This is a genomic window from Sphingopyxis sp. (genome assembly GCF_019459305.1).
In the GTDB taxonomy this organism is placed as follows: domain Bacteria; phylum Pseudomonadota; class Alphaproteobacteria; order Sphingomonadales; family Sphingomonadaceae; genus Sphingopyxis.
Genome location: NZ_JAIBES010000153.1, coordinates 1 through 19238 on the forward strand (window position 1 = coordinate 1; position 19238 = coordinate 19238).

General features: G+C 64.8%; 14 protein-coding genes and 1 riboswitch. Of the genes, 5 read left to right on the forward strand and 9 right to left on the reverse strand.

The window, feature by feature from the left end; translation table 11 throughout:
* Positions 1-579 precede the first annotated feature (579 nt).
* From K0M74_RS19160 to K0M74_RS19200, 9 genes are all read right to left on the reverse strand, one after another.
* Entirely contained in the window at positions 580-1356 is a 777-nt protein-coding gene (locus K0M74_RS19160) for an ABC transporter ATP-binding protein (RefSeq protein ID WP_293976057.1), read from the reverse strand.
* Positions 1350-2348, reverse strand: a complete 999-nt coding sequence (locus tag K0M74_RS19165; protein ID WP_293976059.1) for an iron ABC transporter permease — start codon at positions 2346-2348, stop codon at positions 1350-1352. The genes K0M74_RS19160 and K0M74_RS19165 overlap by 7 nt, the downstream gene beginning before the upstream one ends.
* On the reverse strand, positions 2345-3205 hold the full coding sequence (locus K0M74_RS19170; protein ID WP_293976061.1) for an ABC transporter substrate-binding protein: 861 nt from the start codon (positions 3203-3205) through the stop codon (positions 2345-2347). The genes K0M74_RS19165 and K0M74_RS19170 overlap by 4 nt, the downstream gene beginning before the upstream one ends.
* Before the next feature lie 105 nt (positions 3206-3310).
* The gene (locus tag K0M74_RS19175) at positions 3311-5164 is read right to left on the reverse strand and encodes a TonB-dependent siderophore receptor (RefSeq protein ID WP_293976063.1); all 1854 of its coding nucleotides are present in this window, start codon (positions 5162-5164) and stop codon (positions 3311-3313) included.
* A gap of 175 nt (positions 5165-5339) precedes the next feature.
* Positions 5340-5560, reverse strand: a riboswitch (cobalamin riboswitch).
* Between the two features lie 200 nt (positions 5561-5760).
* Positions 5761-6921, reverse strand: a complete 1161-nt coding sequence (locus K0M74_RS19180; RefSeq protein WP_293976065.1) for an acetyl-CoA C-acyltransferase — start codon at positions 6919-6921, stop codon at positions 5761-5763.
* A 1-nt stretch (position 6922) separates the two neighbouring features.
* Complete coding sequence (locus tag K0M74_RS19185) at positions 6923-8152, reverse strand: acetyl-CoA acetyltransferase (protein ID WP_293976067.1); 1230 nt, start codon at positions 8150-8152, stop codon at positions 6923-6925.
* A gap of 1 nt (position 8153) precedes the next feature.
* Complete coding sequence (locus K0M74_RS19190) at positions 8154-9845, reverse strand: class I adenylate-forming enzyme family protein (RefSeq protein ID WP_293976069.1); 1692 nt, start codon at positions 9843-9845, stop codon at positions 8154-8156.
* Between the two features lies 1 nt (position 9846).
* Positions 9847-11343, reverse strand: a complete 1497-nt coding sequence (locus K0M74_RS19195) for a carotenoid oxygenase family protein (RefSeq protein ID WP_293976071.1) — start codon at positions 11341-11343, stop codon at positions 9847-9849.
* On the reverse strand, positions 11340-12314 hold the full coding sequence (locus K0M74_RS19200; protein ID WP_366932709.1) for a nitronate monooxygenase: 975 nt from the start codon (positions 12312-12314) through the stop codon (positions 11340-11342). The genes K0M74_RS19195 and K0M74_RS19200 overlap by 4 nt, the downstream gene beginning before the upstream one ends.
* A gap of 115 nt (positions 12315-12429) precedes the next feature.
* Between K0M74_RS19200 and K0M74_RS19205 the strand changes: the two genes are divergently transcribed.
* The 5 genes from K0M74_RS19205 (at position 12430) to K0M74_RS19225 (ending at position 19216) form a co-directional block, all read left to right on the forward strand.
* Positions 12430-14718, forward strand: a complete 2289-nt coding sequence (locus tag K0M74_RS19205) for a TonB-dependent receptor (protein WP_293976073.1) — start codon at positions 12430-12432, stop codon at positions 14716-14718.
* Positions 14719-14830: 112 nt separating this feature from the next.
* Positions 14831-15778: a winged helix-turn-helix transcriptional regulator gene (locus K0M74_RS19210; protein WP_293976075.1), complete on the forward strand. Its 948-nt coding sequence runs from the start codon at positions 14831-14833 to the stop codon at positions 15776-15778.
* 118 nt (positions 15779-15896) lie between these two features.
* Positions 15897-17354: an IMP dehydrogenase gene (guaB, locus tag K0M74_RS19215; RefSeq protein WP_293976077.1), complete on the forward strand. Its 1458-nt coding sequence runs from the start codon at positions 15897-15899 to the stop codon at positions 17352-17354.
* A gap of 112 nt (positions 17355-17466) precedes the next feature.
* Entirely contained in the window at positions 17467-18657 is a 1191-nt protein-coding gene (locus K0M74_RS19220; RefSeq protein ID WP_293976079.1) for an RsmB/NOP family class I SAM-dependent RNA methyltransferase, read from the forward strand.
* Positions 18658-18688: 31 nt separating this feature from the next.
* Positions 18689-19216 carry a tetratricopeptide repeat protein gene (locus tag K0M74_RS19225; protein ID WP_293976081.1) on the forward strand — a complete coding sequence of 176 codons (528 nt, stop codon included), beginning with the start codon at positions 18689-18691 and terminating at the stop codon, positions 19214-19216.
* The last annotated feature ends 22 nt before the right edge of the window (positions 19217-19238 follow it).

Genomic DNA, 19238 nt, shown 5'->3' on the forward strand with positions numbered 1-19238 from the left:
ACATGACCCTTGAGAGCGTCTCGGGATTAAGCGATAATGCCATCATCACGTTGCCCGCGATGGCAGCATGATCAACCCGGCTTGGCCGGAGATCGCTAAGGCTGCGCCGGCGAACCTACACCATCAAATGGGACACGACCCCGTGCAGATCAGTATTCCTATGAGGCAGGGACGGTCCTTTTGACCTCCATCGATGACACAAATTGCATTTCTCCTGAATTTCGAATTGGCGGACTGCGGGAGCAGCTCACCCGTCGATTCCGTTTTGGCGGCCCTGACACGAAAAGGTTCGTTGCCGACCGCGAGCGTATATATCTCGATCGCTCCTGGAATGGGCTCTCGGCCAAGCCATTGTGGAGCGCCGACCCGCTGCGCCAATGCGCGCCATAAAGGCTCTATGCGAAATTCCGCCTCCCGCCGAGTGTTCAACGCGTACCGCACGCACAGTCTCCGGAGCGTAATTTGACCGACCTGAAACTGCCGAAGCTGCCGTAGGGAACCCCGATCAAGGTTGCGATCAGCGCGATGCGGATCGTCGCCGCGCTCCTGATCGTCAGCGGTCTTGTGCTGAAATGGTCGTCACCGGCCTGAGCGGCCGAGCGTCGTGATCGTCGGCCAGGCACCGCCGGTTTCGACGCGCGCGTCGATGCCATAGACGGCCCGCAGCCGGTCTGCGGTGAGGACGGCGGCGGGTTCGCCGTCGGCCACCACACGACCTTGGTCGATCAGCAGCAGCCGGTCGCAATAGCGCGCCGCGAGCGTCAGGTCGTGGAGCACTGCGATCACCGTACCGCCCGCTGCAGCTTCGGCGCGGAGCAGGTCCATGACGTCGATCTGGTGGCCGGGGTCGAGGCTGGCGAGCGGTTCGTCGACGATCAGGGCCGGTGCCTCGACCGCGAGCGCGCGCGCGAACAGGGCGCGGGCGCGTTCGCCGCCCGACAATTCGGTCGCGATCCGGTCCCGCAGATCGAGCACATCGGCGCGCGTCATCGCGCGTTCGATTGCGGCGGTGTCGGCGGCACTGATCCGAGACATCGGCGAGAGGTGCGGCAGGCGGCCCAGCCCGACCAGCCGCTCGACGCTGAGGGGCCAGTGCAGCGTCTGGCCCTGCGGGACATAGGCGACGCGCCGCGCGAGTTCAGCGCGCGGCATCGCGGCGACGTCGGCGCCATCGATGCGGACGTGGCCGCAGATCGGGACGAGCGCGAGCAGCGCGCGCGCGAGGGTGGATTTGCCCGCGCCATTGGGGCCGACAATCGCCGTCAGCGTACCGGGCGCGAACGCCGCATCGACGTCGTGGAGCACGGAGCGTCGGCCCAGCGTCACGCCGACCTGTTGGGCGACGATCATCACCACAGTCGCCGCTCCCGCATCAGGTGGAGCAGGAAGACGGGGACGCCGAGAAAGGCGGTGACGACGCCGAGCTTAAGTTCGCTGGTGGTCGGGATCAGGCGCACGCCAAGGTCGGCGAGGGTCAGCAGCGCGGCGCCGCCAATTGCGGAGGGAAGAAGGATTGCCGAAGGACTGCGGTCGGTCAGCGGGCGGATCAGGTGCGGCACGATCAACCCGACAAAGCCGATCGCGCCCGCCACCGCCACCGCGCCGCCGACGCCGATGGCGGTGCCGAGCAGCAGGCGCAGCCGCGTGCGTTTCAGGTTGGTGCCGAGCGCCTGCGCGGCGTCCTCTCCCAGGGTTAGCGCGTCGAGCGCGCGGCCGTTCCATAGCAGCAGCGCACCGCCGACGACGATACAGGGCAGGGCGATCCACAGATGGTCGAACGAGCGGTTTTCCAGGCTGCCAAGCAGCCAGGTCATGATCTCCATGGCTGCAAACGGGTTGGGCGACAGGTTTAGCGCCAGACTGATCCCCGCGCCCGCCAGCGTTGCGACGGCAAGCCCGGCCAGGATGAGAGTGAGCGGGCTTTCGGCATCGCCGGTGAGCAGGAACAGCAGGCCAAGCGAGAGCAAGGCGCAGCCGATGGCAAGCAGCGGCAATACCGCCGGATGGATCTGCGCGAGGCCGAAATAAAGCGCTGCCACAGCTCCCAAGGCCGCGGCGTTCGATGTGCCGAGCACCGAGGGTTCGGCGAGCGGGTTGCGCAAATAGCCCTGCAATGCCGCGCCCGCGAGGCCGAGGATTGCACCGACGGCAAGGGCAAGCAGCGCGCGCGGCAGCCGCAGGTCGAACAGGATGATCGACGCAGTGCGGTCGCCGTCGCCGGTCGCGGCAGCGAATAGCCGTAAAAGCGACAGGTCGACGGAGCCGAACAACAGCGAAGCGATCGCTGCGATGAGTGCGAGCATCGCGAGGACGCCGATCAGCAGGGGGCGAGAGACCGGGCGATTCATCGTGCCGTCCCGTCGTGGCGCGCGATCTGCGCCGCGAGGCTGCGCGCCGCCTTGGTATAGGCAGGGCTGCCGCACACCGTCCAGGCTTCGGGGACCACAATCCGCGGGACGCCGGACAGGGCAGGGTGATGGAGCATTTCGCTCCCCTGATCGTCGATGATCGCGGTTGCGCGTTCGACGATCAGGAAATCGGGGCGGGCGGCGACCATTTCCTCGAGGCTCAATTGCGACAGCGGCGGCTTGCCAAGCTTGCCCGCCAGATTGACCAGCCCGACGCGCGTCATCATGTCGTCGACGAGCGTTCCGGTGCCGGTCATGTAGCCGCGCCGTTGATAATAAGCAGCGACGCGGCCACGGCCCGGCCGGGGCAAGTCGGCAATATCCTGTTTCATCCGCGCGATGAGCGCCGCGCCGCGCGCGGGATGGCCGACAGCGGCAGCGGTCTGGCCGATGGTGCGATAGATTTGGTCGAGCCGGTTCGCGTTTTCCAGATCGAGCAGCGGATAACGATCGGGAGCAACCGCCAGTGCCGCGCTGCCGCTGGCCGGCATGCCGACAATCAGATCGGGATCGATGCTCAATATCTGTTCGGCCGAGTTGCTGAGCAGGGGCAGGCCGCGCGCCGCTGGGGCTTCGTCAGACATCCCGGGATCGACCGCGTTGAGCGTCAGTCCCGCGATCTGCTGACGGTCGGCGAGCGCGAGCACGAGCTGGTCGGAGCAAAGGTTCATCGACACGATGCGCTGGGGCGTGGCGGGCGGCGCCGGCGTGCGGCTGGTCGAGGCAGCGGACAGCGCGCCTGCGACCGCCACCGACGCCGCCGCCGCACTGACAAAAAGGCGGGCCGACGCTATCAACGCGGCGCTGCCCGGGGGATCGCGCGGGAATCGATTTGCGTAACGGTCATGCCTTGCCTCCCGTCCAGACGGCGCTGCCGATCTGCACCGGCAGCGCCCCCGTCATTAGAAACGCGCCCGAACCCCGCCATAGGCGGCGCGGCCATAGGTGCCATAGTTGAATGCCGTGGCATAATCGGCGTCGAACAGATTATCGACGCGCCCGTACACTTCGACCCGCTCGGTTATGGCGAAGGACGCGCGCACCCCGGCGATGGCATAACCGTCTAGCCGCACCGTGTTCGCCGCATTGTCGAAACTGTCGCCGACCATCGTGATCGTCGCGCCGGTCGACAGCCCGAACGACCAGTCATAGTCTGCCGACAGGCTGACCGCCTGTTTGGCGCGGCGCGGCAGGCGCTTGCCGTCGAACGCCGGGCGGCCCGACCGGTCGCGCGCGTCGATATAGCTGTACGACGCGGTGACGTTCAGCGCATCGACGGGGCGCAGCGCCAGCGCCGCCTCGACCCCCTTGGCGCGGGTGCGGTCGATATTGCCATAGGTGAAGGTTGCATTGTCGTAATTGATCTGGTTGACGGTGTTGCGCAGAAACGCCGTTACCGAGATCAACGCCCGCCCGTCGGCGAGGCTCTGGTCGATGCCGACGTCATAGCTTTTCGACTCTTCGGGGCGCAGCGCCGCATTGCCGCTGAAGCTGTCGTAAAGCTGGTAGAGCGACGGCGCCTTGAAGCCTTCGCCATAGCTCAGCCGAACATTGGTCGCGCCGTTGTTGGGCGAATAATTGGCGTTGGCGCCCAGGGTGGTCGCGCCGCCAAACTGACTGTGGTCGTCATGGCGAACCCCGCCGGTCAGCGACAGCCCGGTCACCGGCTGGAGAAGAGCCAGTGCATAGACGCTGTCGATATTGGCGCGCTGGCTGTCGGTCGAACCAAAACCGAAGAAATCATAATCGGGGCGTTCATGCTCGTAGCCGAACACAAGCTTGGCGGTGTCGGCGGGGGCCACGACGCCCTGATATTCGAAGCGCAGGTTCGTACCCTTATAGCCATAGTCGGGGGCGGTCCCGCGCACGAAAAAATAGTCGCGCTCGTTGCGCATCCACGTCACCGCGGCGCGGCTGGTGAAACGGCCGTCGAACAGCCCGAGATTGAGTCCCGCATAGCCGACATATTGGTCGAGCTTTGCGACGTCTCCGCTGTCGGCCGGGGCGCCGAAAAAGCTGTCATAATCGAGGTCGGCGTTGATGTAGTAGCCGCGCAGGTCAAGGCTGAGCGCGTCGCTGAACGCGATCTTCAGCCGCGCATTGCCCGCGAAATTCTTGTAGCCGTCCTTCTCGGTGCCGATCGCCGCCGACGAAATGCCGTCGGTGCGGAAATAGGCGCCGCCGATGCCGCCCGACACGCCCCCGGCGGTGCCCGACAGATCGGCCTTGACGTTCACCGTATCGCTATAGCCATAGTCGGCCGACGCGCGGCCGGCAAAGCCCGCTTCGGGGGCTGCGGACATCACATTGACCACGCCGCCGATCGCCTGGCTACCATGGACGACCGAGTTCGATCCGCGCAGCACCTCGATGCGGCTGATGTTGCCGGTCAGCAAATGGCCGAAATCATAGCCGTCGCCGATGCCGCTCGGGTCGTTGACCTTGACCCCGTCGATCAGCACCAAAGTCTGCGTCGTTTCGGCGCCGCGGATTGAGATGCCCGCCACCGACCCGGTGCTGCCGGTGCGATTGAAGCGGATGCTGGGGGTGGTCGCGAGCAGGTCGACGACATCGGTCGCCTGGCGTTTTTCGATCGTGTCGGCATCGATGACGGTGATCGCCTGGCCAACCTCATCGCGCGATTGTTCGATGCCCGATGCGGTGACGACGATGTCGCCGAAACGGGAGTTTTCCTGCGCGGCGACGGGTGTCGCGGCGACAAGGGCGAGAAGAGAAATGCTCGAATATTTCAACATGGGAGACTCCCGCACGCCAGCAACGAAGGCGGAGCCTGCCGAAACGCGCACGCGATCGACCGATGCTGGTGTCGCAAGCGGCGTAAATGCCTGCGGCCCCGGCACCGAAGCGGTTCCACCGCTTGGTCGTCGCTCGACGGAATCGTCCGTGCCGCGGCCTTTCCCTGGGCCTTGGCAGTGAGCGACCCACGCCGGCAGGTCTCCTGGCTCGCGGGTCAAGGCTTGATGCACGCCTTCCCAGGTTGCCCCAGTGGCTGATCCGAAAGCTTCGGATCGGTGCATCTTGCTCGCCGCTTACAGTTGCAGGGACAGCCTCGGCTTCGGGGGTTCAGGACGAACTCCCTTACCGCGTTCCCATTTTAAGCCCTTTCGGGCACCGGCGCGATCTGCGCGGGGCAAGCCCCGCACGCGCCGCCCATAGCGGAGTGACGGTTTTGCGCAATCGGGATTTGTATCAATGATCCTCCCTGTCGCGAAGCGATGGGGAAGGGGACCGCGCCCGATGATCGTCGTGGAGGGGCGGCAACGTCGCGGCAAGGCCCCTCGCCAGCGCTTCGCGCTGCCTCCTCCCCACCGCTTCGCGGCAGGGAGAATTTTCAGGTGACCCGCTCGACCACCATCGCCGCGCCAACCCCCATCGCGCCGGTCAGCACGACCAGCCCGCACCGTCCACCACACGCATCGAGCGCGTCGAGCAAGGTCGAGGTCAGGATCGCACCGCTCGCCCCCATCGGATGCCCCTTGGCCAGATGCCCGCCCGATACATTGACCCGCGCCGGATCGACGTCGCGGTCGCGCAGGAATTTGGCGATGGTGACGGCGAACGCCTCCATGAACTCAATCCGATCGAAATCTGCGAGCGTCAGTCCGGTGCGCGCCAGAACCTTGTCCATCGCGGCGAAACCGGCGGTCAGCGATGCGGCGGGATCGCCGCCGCTTTCGGCAAAAGCCACCACGCGGGCGCGTGGGTGAGGGCCAAGATCTGCACCGCCGACGAGCGCCAAACCCGCGCCGTCGCATATCGGCGGGGCGTGCGCGATGCTGTGCAGCGGGGCAAAAGTCGCGCCTTCGAGCGCGCCCGCATATTGCTGTTGCAGTTCGCCGAACGCAGGCGAGGCGGCGGCGAGCGACTCTGCCGAGGTTTGCGGCCGGATGCATTCCTCGCCGGTGAGCGGTCCGGCGGCGATGCGCGATTGCTGGAGCGCGGCGTCGGCCTCCGTCGTCGCCGCCTTTTGCTGCGAGGCGAGAGCGACCGCGTCGAGTTCGGCGCGCGTGATTCCCTCGGCGTTGGCGAGCCGGTCGGCGGCGAGCACCGGCGGCACGAAGCGTGCGCGGGGCGGCAGTTCGTCATTGACATAGAACGCCGCGCCGTCGCCCAAAAAGGGCGTGCCGCTCATGGACTCGACGCCGCCCGCAAGAACACAGCTGGCTTCGCCGCTAGCGACCTTCGCTACCGCCTGTCCGATCGCGGACAGGCCCGAGGCGCAGTAATTGTTGATGCTGTGCGCGGCCATGGTGTCGGGCAGACCCGCATGCAGCTTGGCCAGCATCGCGATATGCCCGCCCTGCGCGCCGCTCTGCGTGACGCAGCCGAGCAACAGCGCATCGGGGATTGCGGCCATATCGCCGCATCGCGCCGCGAGCGCCGCCGCCTGCTGGCGCACCAATTCCTGCGGGCTCAGTCCGGCGAGCCCGCCGTCGGGCCGCGCCTTGCCGCGCGGGGTGCGAACGGCGTCGTAAAGATAGACGTCGGCCAAATCAGGTGCCGACGACGAAGCTGACCGCGGTCGTCGCGCTGCCGCCGACGTTGAAGGTCGCGAAATTCTTGGCGCCCTCGACCTGATAGTCACCCGCATTGCCGGTGACCTGCCGCCAGCTGTCGAGCAGCATCCGCACGCCCGTAGCGCCGACCGGATGACCGAGCCCGATCAGCCCGCCCGACGGATTGACCGGCAGCTTGCCGCCGAGCGCGATCGTGCCGTCTTCGATCGCGCGCCAGCTTTCGCCCGGCGGCGTGATGCCGAAATGGTCGATCGCCATATATTCGGTGATCGAGAAACAATCATGCACCTCGACCCCATCGCAGGCATAGACGTCGGGCATTTCCGCGCGGCGCAGCGCGTCCATCATCGCCGTGCGCACGCTGGGGAAGACATAGGGCTCGCCGCGGCTGCCCGCGACCTTGGTCGAATAGAGCAGGGGGGCGGTCGAATGGCCCCAACCCTTGATGCGCGGGATGGCGTCGAAAGGGATCCCGCGGCGTTTGGCATAAGCCTCGGCAACCTCGCGTGAGGCGAGGAAGATGGCCGCGGCGCCGTCGGTGACCTGTCCACAATCGGACTTGCGCAAGGAGCCTTCGATTCTAGGATTGACCTCGTCATTCTCGCCCAGATGGTCGTCGGTCACCGCCCAGGCGCGCGTCTGCGAATTGGGGTTTTTCTTTGCATTGGCGAAGTTGTTCGCCGAAATCGCGCGCAGATGCGCGCGATCGAGCCCGAAGCGTTCGTCATATTCTTCGGCAACGCGCGCAAACATCCACGGCCACAGATAGCGCGCTTCCTGCGCCTCGCGCCCCGCCCAGGCAGCGGCGCCGAGATATTCGGCGGCGCGCTGGCCGGGGACGTTGCGCATCAGCTCGATCCCGAGGACCAGCGCAAGTCCGTAGCGTTCGGCCTCGATTTCCGCCGCCGCCGCGAGAACAGCTATGCTGCCTGAGGCGCAGGCGGCTTCATGGCGCGAGGCGGGAACGCCCGCGAGGTCGGGGTGAACATGGCCAAAAAAGCCGCCGAGCTGGCCTTGTCCGGCAAATAATTCGCCGACGAAATTGCCGACATGCGCGGTCTCGACCTGTTTGGGTTCGATCCCGGTTGCTGCGAAAGCCGCTTCGGCAACATCACGGAACAGCTCGAACAGCCCGCCCCCCTCGCGCTCCATGTTGCGCGCAAAATCGCTCTGCGCGCCGCCGAGGATGAAGACGTCTTTCGCCATGTCAGGCTTCCTTTTCGAGAGTGGCGAGCGCCTGTTCGCGCACTTCGCTGCGCATCACCTTGTTGGTGACGTTGCGCGGCAAAGCGTCGAAGCGGAACAGGCGTTCGGGCAGTTTGAACACCGCGAGGTCGTGTCCGCGCAGATAATCGGCGACATCGGGCAAGCCGACATCTTCATTACCGCGAGGGACATAGGCCAGGCCGATGCGCTCGCCCATTGTCGGGTCGGGGAGCGAGAAAACGCACGCCTCGGCTAGCAGCGGGTGGCCGCCGAGAAGCTGGTCGATCTCTTCGGGCGAGATATTCACCCCGCCGCGAATGATGAGGTCTTTGCAGCGCCCGACAAAGCGGTAAAAGTCGCCGCCCTCGGCGATTTCGAACAGGTCGCCGGTGCGGAACCAGCCGTCGTCGGTGAAGGCGGCGGCGGTTTGTTCGGGAGCGTTGTGATAACCCTCGAACAGGCTCGGGCCGCGGATCTGCAATTCGCCTGACACGCCATCGGCTTCGATCGGATCGCCCCCGCCCGGCGACACGAGGCGGCTTTCGATATTGGGCGCGCGGCCCTCGCCATAGGGCGGCGGATACTGGCCGCGGCGCGGGAACAGGCTCGCGCGCTTGTCGGGGTCGGGCATGTCGCCCTCGCCGGTGATGAAACTCATTCCCTCGTTCGATCCGAAGACATTGACGATGATGATGCCGAGCTTTTCCTGAAAGCCCCTCACCATCGCGGGCGCGAGCGGCGCCGAGCCCGAGGCGATGACGCGCAGGCTGGAGATATCCACCGACGCCAGCAGCGCTTCGTTCTGGAGCAGCATGTTGAGCACCGCGGGCGGGGCGATCGTCAGGCTCGGCCGTTCGGTCGCGATCTGTTTCAAATAGATGCCGGGATCGAAGGGATGATGCAGCACCATCGTGCCCGCGCTGGTCAGCCAGCACATCGTGATACCGCCGATGCTTGCCATGTTGATCAGCGGGAAGGGGTTGAGCAGCACGTCGCCCGGCCCGACCTTCATCGCCTCGTAACCCGCGGCGGCGACCGCGATCCAGTGGTTGTGGCTGCGCGGAACGCCCTTCGGGACGCCGGTGGTGCCCGAGGTCCAGCAGATGGTGAAAATGTCGTCGGCATCGACCGGGTTCGCGGCGACGTGGGCAGCAAGAGCGTCGGCGTCTCCTGCTGCGATCGAGAGGTCGAGCGCATGGGCGGGAGCATCGGGGCCGAACGTCATCAGCGCGATGTCGCCCAGCAGGGGAGCCGCGACGCCGATATGGTCGCAGCCCTTGACCTTGGTCGCGCAGACAAAAGCCTTGGGTTCGACAACGCCGATCATGCCCTTCACTTCGTGGCTGCGATATTGCACCGCCGCGGGGCTGACGATGGCGCCGATCTTTGCCGCCGCGAAATAGAGTGCAACGAATTCGCTGAGGTTGGGAAGCTGGACCAGCAGCACATCGTCCTTGCCGATCCCGGCGGTGATGAGCGCGCCCGCGATGCGGTCGATCTCCGCCGCCAGTTCGGCATAGGTCAGCCGCTGCGGCTCGCCGAACGCGAAGTCGCTGCGGTTCGGGGCATCGACCAGTGCAAGCCGTTCGGGATGCGCTGCCGCATTGGCCGCGAACAGGTCGGCAAAGGTCTGGTCGCCCCACCAGCCGCTTGTCCGATGTTGCCGCCGCTTGCCCTCTCCCGCGACGATCATCTCAGGCGGCCAGCACGCTGTTGTCGCCCATCCCGATATCGTCGCCGCTTGCCCACACGCTGTGGGTGCCCGAACAGATGCGCTCGGGCAGGATGATCCGGCACACCGGCCCTGCGGCGATATTCTTGGCGTCGATCAGCACACATTCGGATTTGTCGGTTTCGAGGTCGGCGATGAACGAGACGAGATAGCCATCATCTTCGTCCTTCGCGTTGATCCGCGGCGCAAAGGGCGCCTCGCTGCCAAAGCGGCCGGGCCCGAACTCATATTGCTCGCTCGTCCGCGCATTGAGGTCGTGTTTGACCAGCCCGCGGAACAGGAACCATCCCGGCTCGGGGATCGCGCTATAGGCGTAGCGATAAGGTTTGCCCGCATAGCGCTGGTTAAACATGCCAAATTCGAGGTCACGCTCGTCGAGGCGCTCTTCCTTGGTCTCGCCCGTAACGAGATTGAAGCGCCAGCGGTGGAGACGCGGTTTGAGCAGCCCTTGGTCAAGATAGGCCATCATCCGCTCCAGCCCTTCGGGCGCATTGGGATAGGATTTGGGCATCGGCTCCTCCTGATAATAGCCGTCGAGAATGATCTCGTCGCCTTCCTCCCATGCGTTCAGCCAATGCAGCGTGTAGGTCGGTTCGGCCTCGAACCAGCGGATGTCCTCGGGCTGGCCGTGGCGCGGGATGATTGCAAAGCGCGTTTTCTGGTCGGGATGAAATTGCACGACATGCAGCCGCTTTTCGAGCAGCTCCTCGTTCCAATAGAGCGGCATATCGTTAAGGATCGTGTAGTTGTCGGTGAATGCCATGTCGTGCGGCAGCCGCGGTCCGGGCAGCGGCACGGGGATATAATGTTTGAGCTTATTGTCCGGCCCGACGACGCCATAATGCATATAAGGTGCGTGCTTCGAGTAATTGAAAAACATCAATTCTCCGGTCGCAAGATCGACCTTGCAATGCGCCGAAATGCCGTCGAGCGGCACCCAGCTTTCGGTGCCGAACTGTTCGAGCGTGAACGGGTCGAGCCGGTACGCTTCACCGCACTGATAGAAGGTCGAGATGATCTTGCCCGCGTGGATCGCGACATCTGTCGAGCTGCTATCCTTGAGCCACTCCTGCGCCCCCCACCCATGGCGCGTCGATTTGTGCGGCGGTTCCATGAGGCCCGCCCATAGCGAGCGGCCCGCTTCCTTTTCCGCCGCGAAGCCCTTCGTCCGCACGAAACGGCTGCGATAGCTCGCACGGCCGTCCTTGAACGAGATCGAATGGATAAAGCCGTCACCGTCAAACGGGTGATACCGCCCGATGGGTTCGTGGATCTGGTTCTCGCCGGTGCGGACGTAGACCCCGTCGATGTCGGTCGGGATATTACCGATCACTTCGGCATCGCCATTGGCGAAGATCGCGTTCCACTCGTTGTACGTGGGTCGCCACGCACCCTTCATATAGGGATGGTCGTTCGGCTGGATCGTCGTCTCGATCGTCTCGACAAGCTGGGCGGTCATGCGAAGGCTCCTTCGGTAGCAGCAAAGCGCGGGCGCGTTACGGCCGCATCATATTGTTTTACAAGGCGGTCGACGATCGTCGCCACCGGCTCGACGCCGCGTACCGCGCCGACGCCTTGTCCGGCGGACCAGACATTCTTCCACGCCTTCGCGTCGTCCTGCGCGTCGGAAAAATTGGGTCGCTTGTCCTCGGGCATGTTGGCGGGGTCGTAACCCGCGGCGATCAGGCTCGGTTTCAGCCAGTTGGCGGTGACCCCGGTGATGCCCTTCGACGGCACAATATCTTCGGCGCCTGCCGCGACGATCATGTCCTTGTAGCCCGGCACCGCCATGCTCTCGGCGCAGGCGATCAGCGACGTTCCGAGATACGCGAGGTCGGCGCCCAAAATCTCGGCAGCGCGCACTGCATGGCCGGTAGAGATCGCGCCGCCGAGCACCAGCGGCCCGTCCCAGAACTGCCGCACCTCCTCGACAAAAGCAAAGCCAGCGGTGGCGCCGGTATGCCCGCCCGCGCCCGCGGCGACGAGCACCAGCCCATCGACCCCCGCGGCGGCGGCCTTGCGGGCAAAGCCGACCGAATTGACGTCGGCGAACACCAGCCCGCCATAGCCATGGATTTCTTCGACCACCCTTGCCGGGCTGCCGAGCGCGGTGATCACCAGCGGCACCTTGTGGCGCACGACGCAGGCGACGTCCTCGGCAAGACGGCTGTTCGACGGATGGACGACTAGATTGACTGCCCATGCGGCAGCATCGGGATCGTGCGACAGCGCCGCGTCGATGCGGCTCACCCAATCCTCCAGATCGGCCGAGGTGCGCGCATTGGGGGCAGGGAAGCTGCCAATCACGCCCGCGCGCGATGCGGCAATCACCATCTCCGGTCCCGAAACAAGGAACATCGGCGCGGCAATCGCGGGCAGGCGCAAATTGCGCGTGAGCGCGGGGGGAAGGCCGTGTCCCGGCAACATCATTCCTCTCTCAAATTATCTGACTTGCATAACGATACTTAAAGCCGTTATGAGTCGCAAGGCAAGAAAAACATCGCGGGCGGTGGTCGCCAAGACGATGGTGCGTGGGAGGATCCTTATGAAGAGCTATTTTGTTGCGCTGCTCGCTGCATCGGCGCTTGCGAGCCCCGGTATGGCTTTTGCGCAGGACGCGGCCCCGGCTGACGATCAGGGCGGGCTCGAGGAAATCATCGTCACCGCGCAGAAGCGCGCCGAAGGGTTGTCGGACGTGCCGATTTCGATTTCGGCGATCAGCGGCAAGCAGGTCGAAAACTATGGCCAGACCAACCTCGAACAGATTTCATCGTCGGTCCCCAACCTGAAAATCACCCAGACCGCGATTGCCAACCGCATCGCGATCCGCGGCATCGCGTCGGGCGACAACAAGGGCTTCGAACAGTCGGTCGCGATGTTCGTCGACGGCGTCTATTATGGCCGCGACCAGCTGTCGCGCCTGCCGCTCGTCGACATGGAACGCGTCGAGGTGCTGCGTGGGCCGCAGCCGACGCTGTTCGGCAAAAATGCGATTGCGGGCGCGGTCAATATCACGACGCGTAGCCCGACCGATGAATTCGAAGGGTCGGTGAGCGGCCTCTATGAATTCAACCACAAGGAATTACAGCTGACCGGGGTGCTGTCCGGCCCGCTGAGCGAAGGCGTCGAGGCACGCGTTGTCGGCTATTATCGCAAGATGGACGGCTATTTTTACAACGCGAAGCTCGACCGCGACGAGCCGAACGTCGATGAGAAATATTTCCGCGGCAAGCTCGAGTTCGATCGCGGCGGGCCGTTCGCGGCCGAGCTCAAGCTCGAATATGCCGACTTCGAAATGAAGGGTCAGCCGCGCGACGTGTTCGGGGCGGTCGGCAATTACAACACGGTCTTCCAGGGCCCGTTTTTTGTCAGCACCGACCCCGATTATGTCCGCGAGGACAATGGCTATGAAAGCCGTAACAAGGTGTTCGGCGCGACGCTCAACGCCGATCTGGAAATTGGCGAGCATACGCTGACGTCGGTCAGCTCGCTGCTCGACTACAAGACGCGCGAGATTGTCGATGTCGATTTCTCGGGCATCAGCTTTCTCGACGGCACCAATTTGCAGGAAGATTATCGGCAGTTCTCGCAAGAGTTGCGGCTGGCGTCACCGGGCGGTGAGGCGTTCAACTATATCGCCGGTGCCTATTATCAGCACGCCAAGCTCGATGTTGATGATCAAGTCCTGTTCAACTCGACCTTTCTGGCCCTGGGGCCGCCGTTCAACGCGCTCGGCGACACCCGCAATGATCGCGTCTATTCGCAGAAATCGGACCTGATTTCTGTATTCGCGCAGGGCGAGCTGGCGTTGAGCGAGCGGTTCAGGATTACGGCTGGGGCGCGCTTCAACCATGAGAAGAAAAGCGGCAGCCGCGACCTGCGGATCGTCCAGGGCCCGCTAAACACCTTCAACCCGCTCGTCGTTGCCGGAACCTTCCGCGCGCTCAATATCGAAGCCCACAGCATATCGGGCAAGCTCAGCGAAGACAGCTTCAACCCGATGGTCAACGTCCAGTTCGACGCCACCGACGACCTGATGCTCTATGCTTCGTTCGCGCGCGGCACCAAGGCGGGCGGCTTCGACATCCGCTCGAACTCGCTGCCCGGATCGACCACCGTCGCAAAGCCCGGCGCTTTCGAGTTCGAGGACGAAAGCGCCGACAATTTCGAAGCAGGGCTCAAGTACAAGGGGCGCAATGTCGCGTTCAACCTGTCGCTCTATCGCACCACCTACAAGGATCTGCAGGTCAACATCTTTGACGGCACGCTGAACTTCAACGTCGCCAACGCTGCTGGTGCGCGCACGCAGGGGGTCGAGGCCGACTTCCGCGCTGCGATTGCCGACGGGCTGACGATCAGCGGTGCGGTCGCCTATCTCGACTTCAAATTCACCAACTTTACCTCGGGCCAATGCTATTATCTGCAAGCGCCGGGGCCGGGCGGGTTTTGCGACTATACCGGGCTGCGCAATGCGCTGTCGCCGAAATGGTCGGGTAACCTCAACCTCGATTATACGACGCCGATCAGCAGCGACATGAAGGTGGCGTTCAACATCAACGCCGACTTCTCCTCCTCCTATATCGCGGCGGCGAACCTCGATCCGCGCACGCATCAGGACGGCTATGTCAAGCTGGGGGCCAGGTTGGCGCTGGGGCAGATCGACAATCGCTGGGAAGTGGCGCTGATCGGGCGCAACCTGACCAACCAGCGCATCCTGCAAACCGCCAGCTCGATGCCGCTGGCGACGACGATCACGCGCAATGCCGGCAATGCGTATAACGGCATCGTCGATCGCCCGCGGACGATCGCGGTGCAATTGACCGGGCGCTTTTAGCGGCCTCTCCTCAGGGAAGAGGGAGCGCGGGCACCGCTCCCTCTCCCGACCTTGCCTTGTCGATGTCGGGTCGCTGGGGTAGGGCGGCGGCGGAGCAAGGAATGGCTTGGGCTTGAAACACGATCGCACCATCAGGGCCTGTTCGATCTGGCGCGCGCTCGACGTGGTCGGCGATGTGCCGGTGCTGTTGCTGATGGAACAGGCGCTGCTCGGCATCCACAGCTTTGACGAATTTGTCGCGCGCACCGGCCTCGCCCGCTCGGTGGTCAACGGGCGCCTCAAAAAGCTGGTCGAGGAAGATTGCCTGGCGAAAGTGCCGCGCAAGGCCGGACGCGGCTTTCATTATGTGCTGACCCAAAAGGGGCGCGACCAGTTTCCCAACGGCCTGATGATGCTACGCTGGCAGCACAAATGGGAAGCGGACAGCCGCGATTTTCAGGTTCATTTGCACCACGCTACGTGCGGCCATGCGACCGAACCGGTTCCGACCTGCGGCCATTGCCGCGCCGAGATCGACCCGCGCGACGTCGACTGGCGTGAAGGGCCGGGACTTGCGCAGGTCGTGCCGCATTATGAGCGTCGCCGTTTCAACGGCGACGTCGGCACCCGGCGTCCCGGTGGCCGCCCGCTGGTCGACACGATGATCGAGCTGTTCGGCGACCGCTGGGCGACGCTGGTCATCCGCGCGATGTTCACCCACATCAATCGCTTCGACGACATCCAGCGCGACACGCTGATGGCGACGAATATCCTGACGGGGCGATTGGAACGGTTGGTGCGGCAGGGGATCCTGCGCGCCGTCCCCTATTCCGACCGCGGCGACCGGTTTGAATATCGCCTGACCGCCAAGGGACGCGACCTTTATCCGGTGCTACTGGCGCTGCTGCAATGGGGCGACCGCTGGTTTTCGGACGAACGCGGCCCGCCGGTGCTGTTGACCCACCGCCCCTGCGGTCACGACCTGAATATGGTCGTCGCGTGCAGCCATTGCGGCGAGGAACTGCGGTTGGAGAACAGCCGTTTCACCGTCGAGCCGACAGAAACGCAGCCCACGAAATAATCATGCGCCGCCCACTGGCGCGCGCGGGGCCGACTGGTTACATGGGCCGCCACCAAACGAATCGCGCGTGCCGCCCCGAAATGCGGGACAGGCGCCGCCCGCACCAGAAAGTGGCCCGATGGAAATCACGACCGGTCTGACCTTTGACGATGTGCTGCTGGTGCCCGGCCCATCCGAAATCCTGCCCAGCGACGCGATCCTTTCGACGCAGCTGACCAGCGAGATCAGCCTGAACATCCCGATCCTGTCGTCGGCGATGGACACGGTGACCGAAGCCGACATGGCGATCCTGATGGCGCAGATCGGCGGCATCGGCGTTCTTCACCGCAACCTGACGATCGAAGAGCAAGCCGCCGCGGTGCGTCAAGTCAAACGCTTTGAAAGCGGGATGATCGTCAATCCGATCACCATCACCCCCGATGCGCCACTGTCCTATGCCACGGCGCTGATGGACCAGCACAAGATTTCGGGCATTCCGGTGGTTGAGACGGGTGGCAGGCTGGTTGGCATCCTGACCCACCGCGATGTGCGTTTTGCCGACAATCCGGGTCAGCCGGTGCGCGAGCTGATGACCGCGGAAAACCTTGCCACGGTGCGCCCCGGCGTCGGCCAGGACGAGGCGCGCAAACTGCTTCACCAGCGCCGCATCGAAAAGCTGTTGGTCGTTGACGACGATTATCGCTGCATCGGCCTGATCACTGTCAAGGATATGGAAAAGGCGGTCAATTTCCCCGATGCGACCAAGGATGGCAGCGGCCGCCTGCGCGTCGCCGCGGCGACGAACACCGGTCCGACGGGGATTGAGCGCGCCGAGGCGCTGCTCGAGGCCGAATGCGACCTGATCGTCGTCGACACCGCGCATGGCCACAGCAAGATGGTCGCGCAAACGGTCGAATCGATCAAGAAACTGTCGAACCGCGTCCAGATCCTCGCAGGCAATGTCGCGACGGGCGACGCGACCAAGGCGCTGATCGACGCAGGCGCGGACGGGGTGAAAGTCGGCATCGGCCCCGGATCGATCTGCACGACGCGGATCGTCGCGGGGGTCGGCGTGCCGCAGCTCACCGCGATCATCGACAGCGTCGAGCAGGCTGCCAAGCAGAATATCCCGGTGATTGCCGATGGCGGCCTGCGTACGTCGGGCGATATTGCCAAGGCGCTGGCTGCTGGCGCGTCGTGCGTGATGGTCGGCTCGCTGCTCGCTGGGACGGCCGAGGCGCCGGGCGAAACCTTCCTGTTCCAGGGCCGCACCTACAAAAGCTATCGGGGCATGGGCAGCGTCGGGGCGATGGCGCGCGGCTCGGCCGACCGTTATTTCCAGCAGGATATCAAGGACCAGATGAAGCTGGTTCCCGAGGGCATCGAGGGTCAGGTGCCGTTCAAGGGTCCGGCCAAGGATGTCATCCATCAGATGGTCGGCGGGGTGAAGGCCGCGATGGGCTATACGGGCAGCCGTACCCTTGCCGATTTCCGCGACCGCGCCAAATTTGTGCGGATCACCAATGCGGGTCTGCGCGAAAGCCATGTCCACGACGTGTCGATCACCCGCGAGGCGCCGAATTATCCGGCTGGGTAATCTGCCCAGTCGTCATTGCGAGCATAGCGAAGCGATCCGGAGCGGCTATCCACTGCCCTGGAACGCTTCGCCGCTTCGCTCCTCGCAATGACGGGGAAGAAAGGTTGAATCCATGACCCCCGCTGCCCGCGTTCAAACCGCTATCGAGATCCTCGACGTCATCGCCGCCTCAGCGCGCGATGGTGGCGCCCCCGCCGATGCGATCTTTGCCGAGGCGATGCGCGCCCGCCGTTATGCCGGTTCGAAGGACCGCCGCGCGATCCGCGGCCTCGTTTATGATGCGATCCGCCGCGTGCGTTCGGTGCCCGCGTCGGGCCGGGCCGCGATGCTCGCGCTCGCTGATAGCGACGCGCAGCTCGCCGCGCTGTTCGACGGTGCTTCCTATGGCCCCGCCGCGATCACCGCCGACGAGCCGCGCGCCGAGACCGGGCTCGCCACCCCCGCGCTGATTAAACTGTTCGACCCGCTGGTCGGCAAGGCGGAGCACGCCGCGATGCTCGCCCGCGCCCCGCTCGACCTGCGCGCCAACCGTCTGCGCTCGAGCCGCGAAGAACTGGCGTTGATTTTCCCCGACGGCGAAGCGATCAACGGCCTATCCGACGGCTGGCGCCTGCCGGGCGAAACCGCCGCGGTCCAGAACCCGGCCTATGCCGAGGGGCAATTCGAGGTGCAGGATGCGGCGAGTCAATATGCCGCCGCCGCGCTCGGCACCGAAGCCGGGCAGGTGGTGATCGATCTGTGCGCGGGCGCCGGCGGCAAGACGCTCGCCATCGCTTCGGCAACCAATGACGAAGCCAATATTCTCGCCTGCGACACCAATCGCGCACGGCTGCAGCAACTGGCGCCGCGCGCGCATCGCGCGGGCGCGACCAGCATTGAAACGCTGCTGCTCAACCCAGGACAGGAACGCGCGATGCTCGCCGACCGGATGGGCAAGGCCGACCGCGTCATCGTCGATGCCCCCTGTTCGGGCAGCGGCACCTGGCGGCGCAGCCCCGAACTTCGCTGGCGCTCGACCCCGGCGCGGCTCGACCGCCATGTCGCCGATCAGGCGAAACTGATGGACATAGGCGCGGCGCTGCTGGCGCCGGGCGGCAAACTCCTCTATGCTGTGTGCTCGATCATCGCTCGCGAGGGGCGCGCACAGGTGGATGATTTTCTGACCCGCCATCGCGGCTGGACCGCCGATACCGGTTATTTGCCAGGCGGCATTGGCCGCGCCGCGGGCCGTGGTTTTCTGCTCACCCCGAAGCACGACGGATGCGACGGATTTTTCCTCGCACGACTGACAGCGCCATGTTAGCATCCCTGCAATGAAGCGATGGGAGAATGCGATGCGCGTCAGTTTTCTGGCTCTATCTGCGGGTTTGATCCTTGCCAGCCTGCCCACGGCATCCGACGCCCAGCGAGCCGATGACGACATTTTCCCACGCTCGATCGCGCTCCAGCAGCAGGGCCAGGCGGCGCAGGAAGCCGGCGATCTGAACCTTGCGGTCGACTTCTATGAATCGGCCCTCGCCGCCGACCCCCGCAACCGCTCGGCGATCATCGCACTGGCGCAGGTCGCGCGCGCGCAGGGCCTGCCGGGCAAGGCGATCGGCCTCTATCGTGAAGCCCTCGTGCTCGAACCCAACGACATCTTGGCGCTGACCGGGCAGGGCGAAGCCTTGGCCGACAAGGGCGCGCTGGAACTGGCGCGTCAGAAACTCGCCGAAGCGCAGCGGGTTTGCAGCGACAGATGCCCGCAAGTGGCGGCGCTGGAAAAAACGATCTCATCGAGCGCGTCGAAGCGCGTCGTTGCGGCGGAGGCTTTGGTGCCGAAGCCGGTGGTGGCGACGGTAGGTACGACGAGCAAGAATTGACCGTCACCCCCCGCGAAGGCAG

What these genes read in the sequence shown, in the direction of transcription:
- K0M74_RS19190 (WP_293976069.1), bottom strand. Translation starts at nt 9,845, where the DNA reads ATGATCGTCGCGGGAGAGGGCAAGCGGCGGCAACATCGGACAAGCGGC.
- K0M74_RS19195 (WP_293976071.1), bottom strand. Translation starts at nt 11,343, where the DNA reads ATGACCGCCCAGCTTGTCGAGACGATCGAGACGACGATCCAGCCGAAC.
- K0M74_RS19165 (WP_293976059.1), bottom strand. Translation starts at nt 2,348, where the DNA reads ATGAATCGCCCGGTCTCTCGCCCCCTGCTGATCGGCGTCCTCGCGATG.
- guaB (WP_293976077.1), top strand. Translation starts at nt 15,897, where the DNA reads ATGGAAATCACGACCGGTCTGACCTTTGACGATGTGCTGCTGGTGCCC.
- K0M74_RS19175 (WP_293976063.1), bottom strand. Translation starts at nt 5,164, where the DNA reads ATGTTGAAATATTCGAGCATTTCTCTTCTCGCCCTTGTCGCCGCGACA.
- K0M74_RS19220 (WP_293976079.1), top strand. Translation starts at nt 17,467, where the DNA reads ATGACCCCCGCTGCCCGCGTTCAAACCGCTATCGAGATCCTCGACGTC.
- K0M74_RS19200 (WP_366932709.1), bottom strand. Translation starts at nt 12,314, where the DNA reads ATGATGTTGCCGGGACACGGCCTTCCCCCCGCGCTCACGCGCAATTTG.
- K0M74_RS19185 (WP_293976067.1), bottom strand. Translation starts at nt 8,152, where the DNA reads ATGGCGAAAGACGTCTTCATCCTCGGCGGCGCGCAGAGCGATTTTGCG.
- K0M74_RS19205 (WP_293976073.1), top strand. Translation starts at nt 12,430, where the DNA reads ATGAAGAGCTATTTTGTTGCGCTGCTCGCTGCATCGGCGCTTGCGAGC.
- K0M74_RS19225 (WP_293976081.1), top strand. Translation starts at nt 18,689, where the DNA reads ATGCGCGTCAGTTTTCTGGCTCTATCTGCGGGTTTGATCCTTGCCAGC.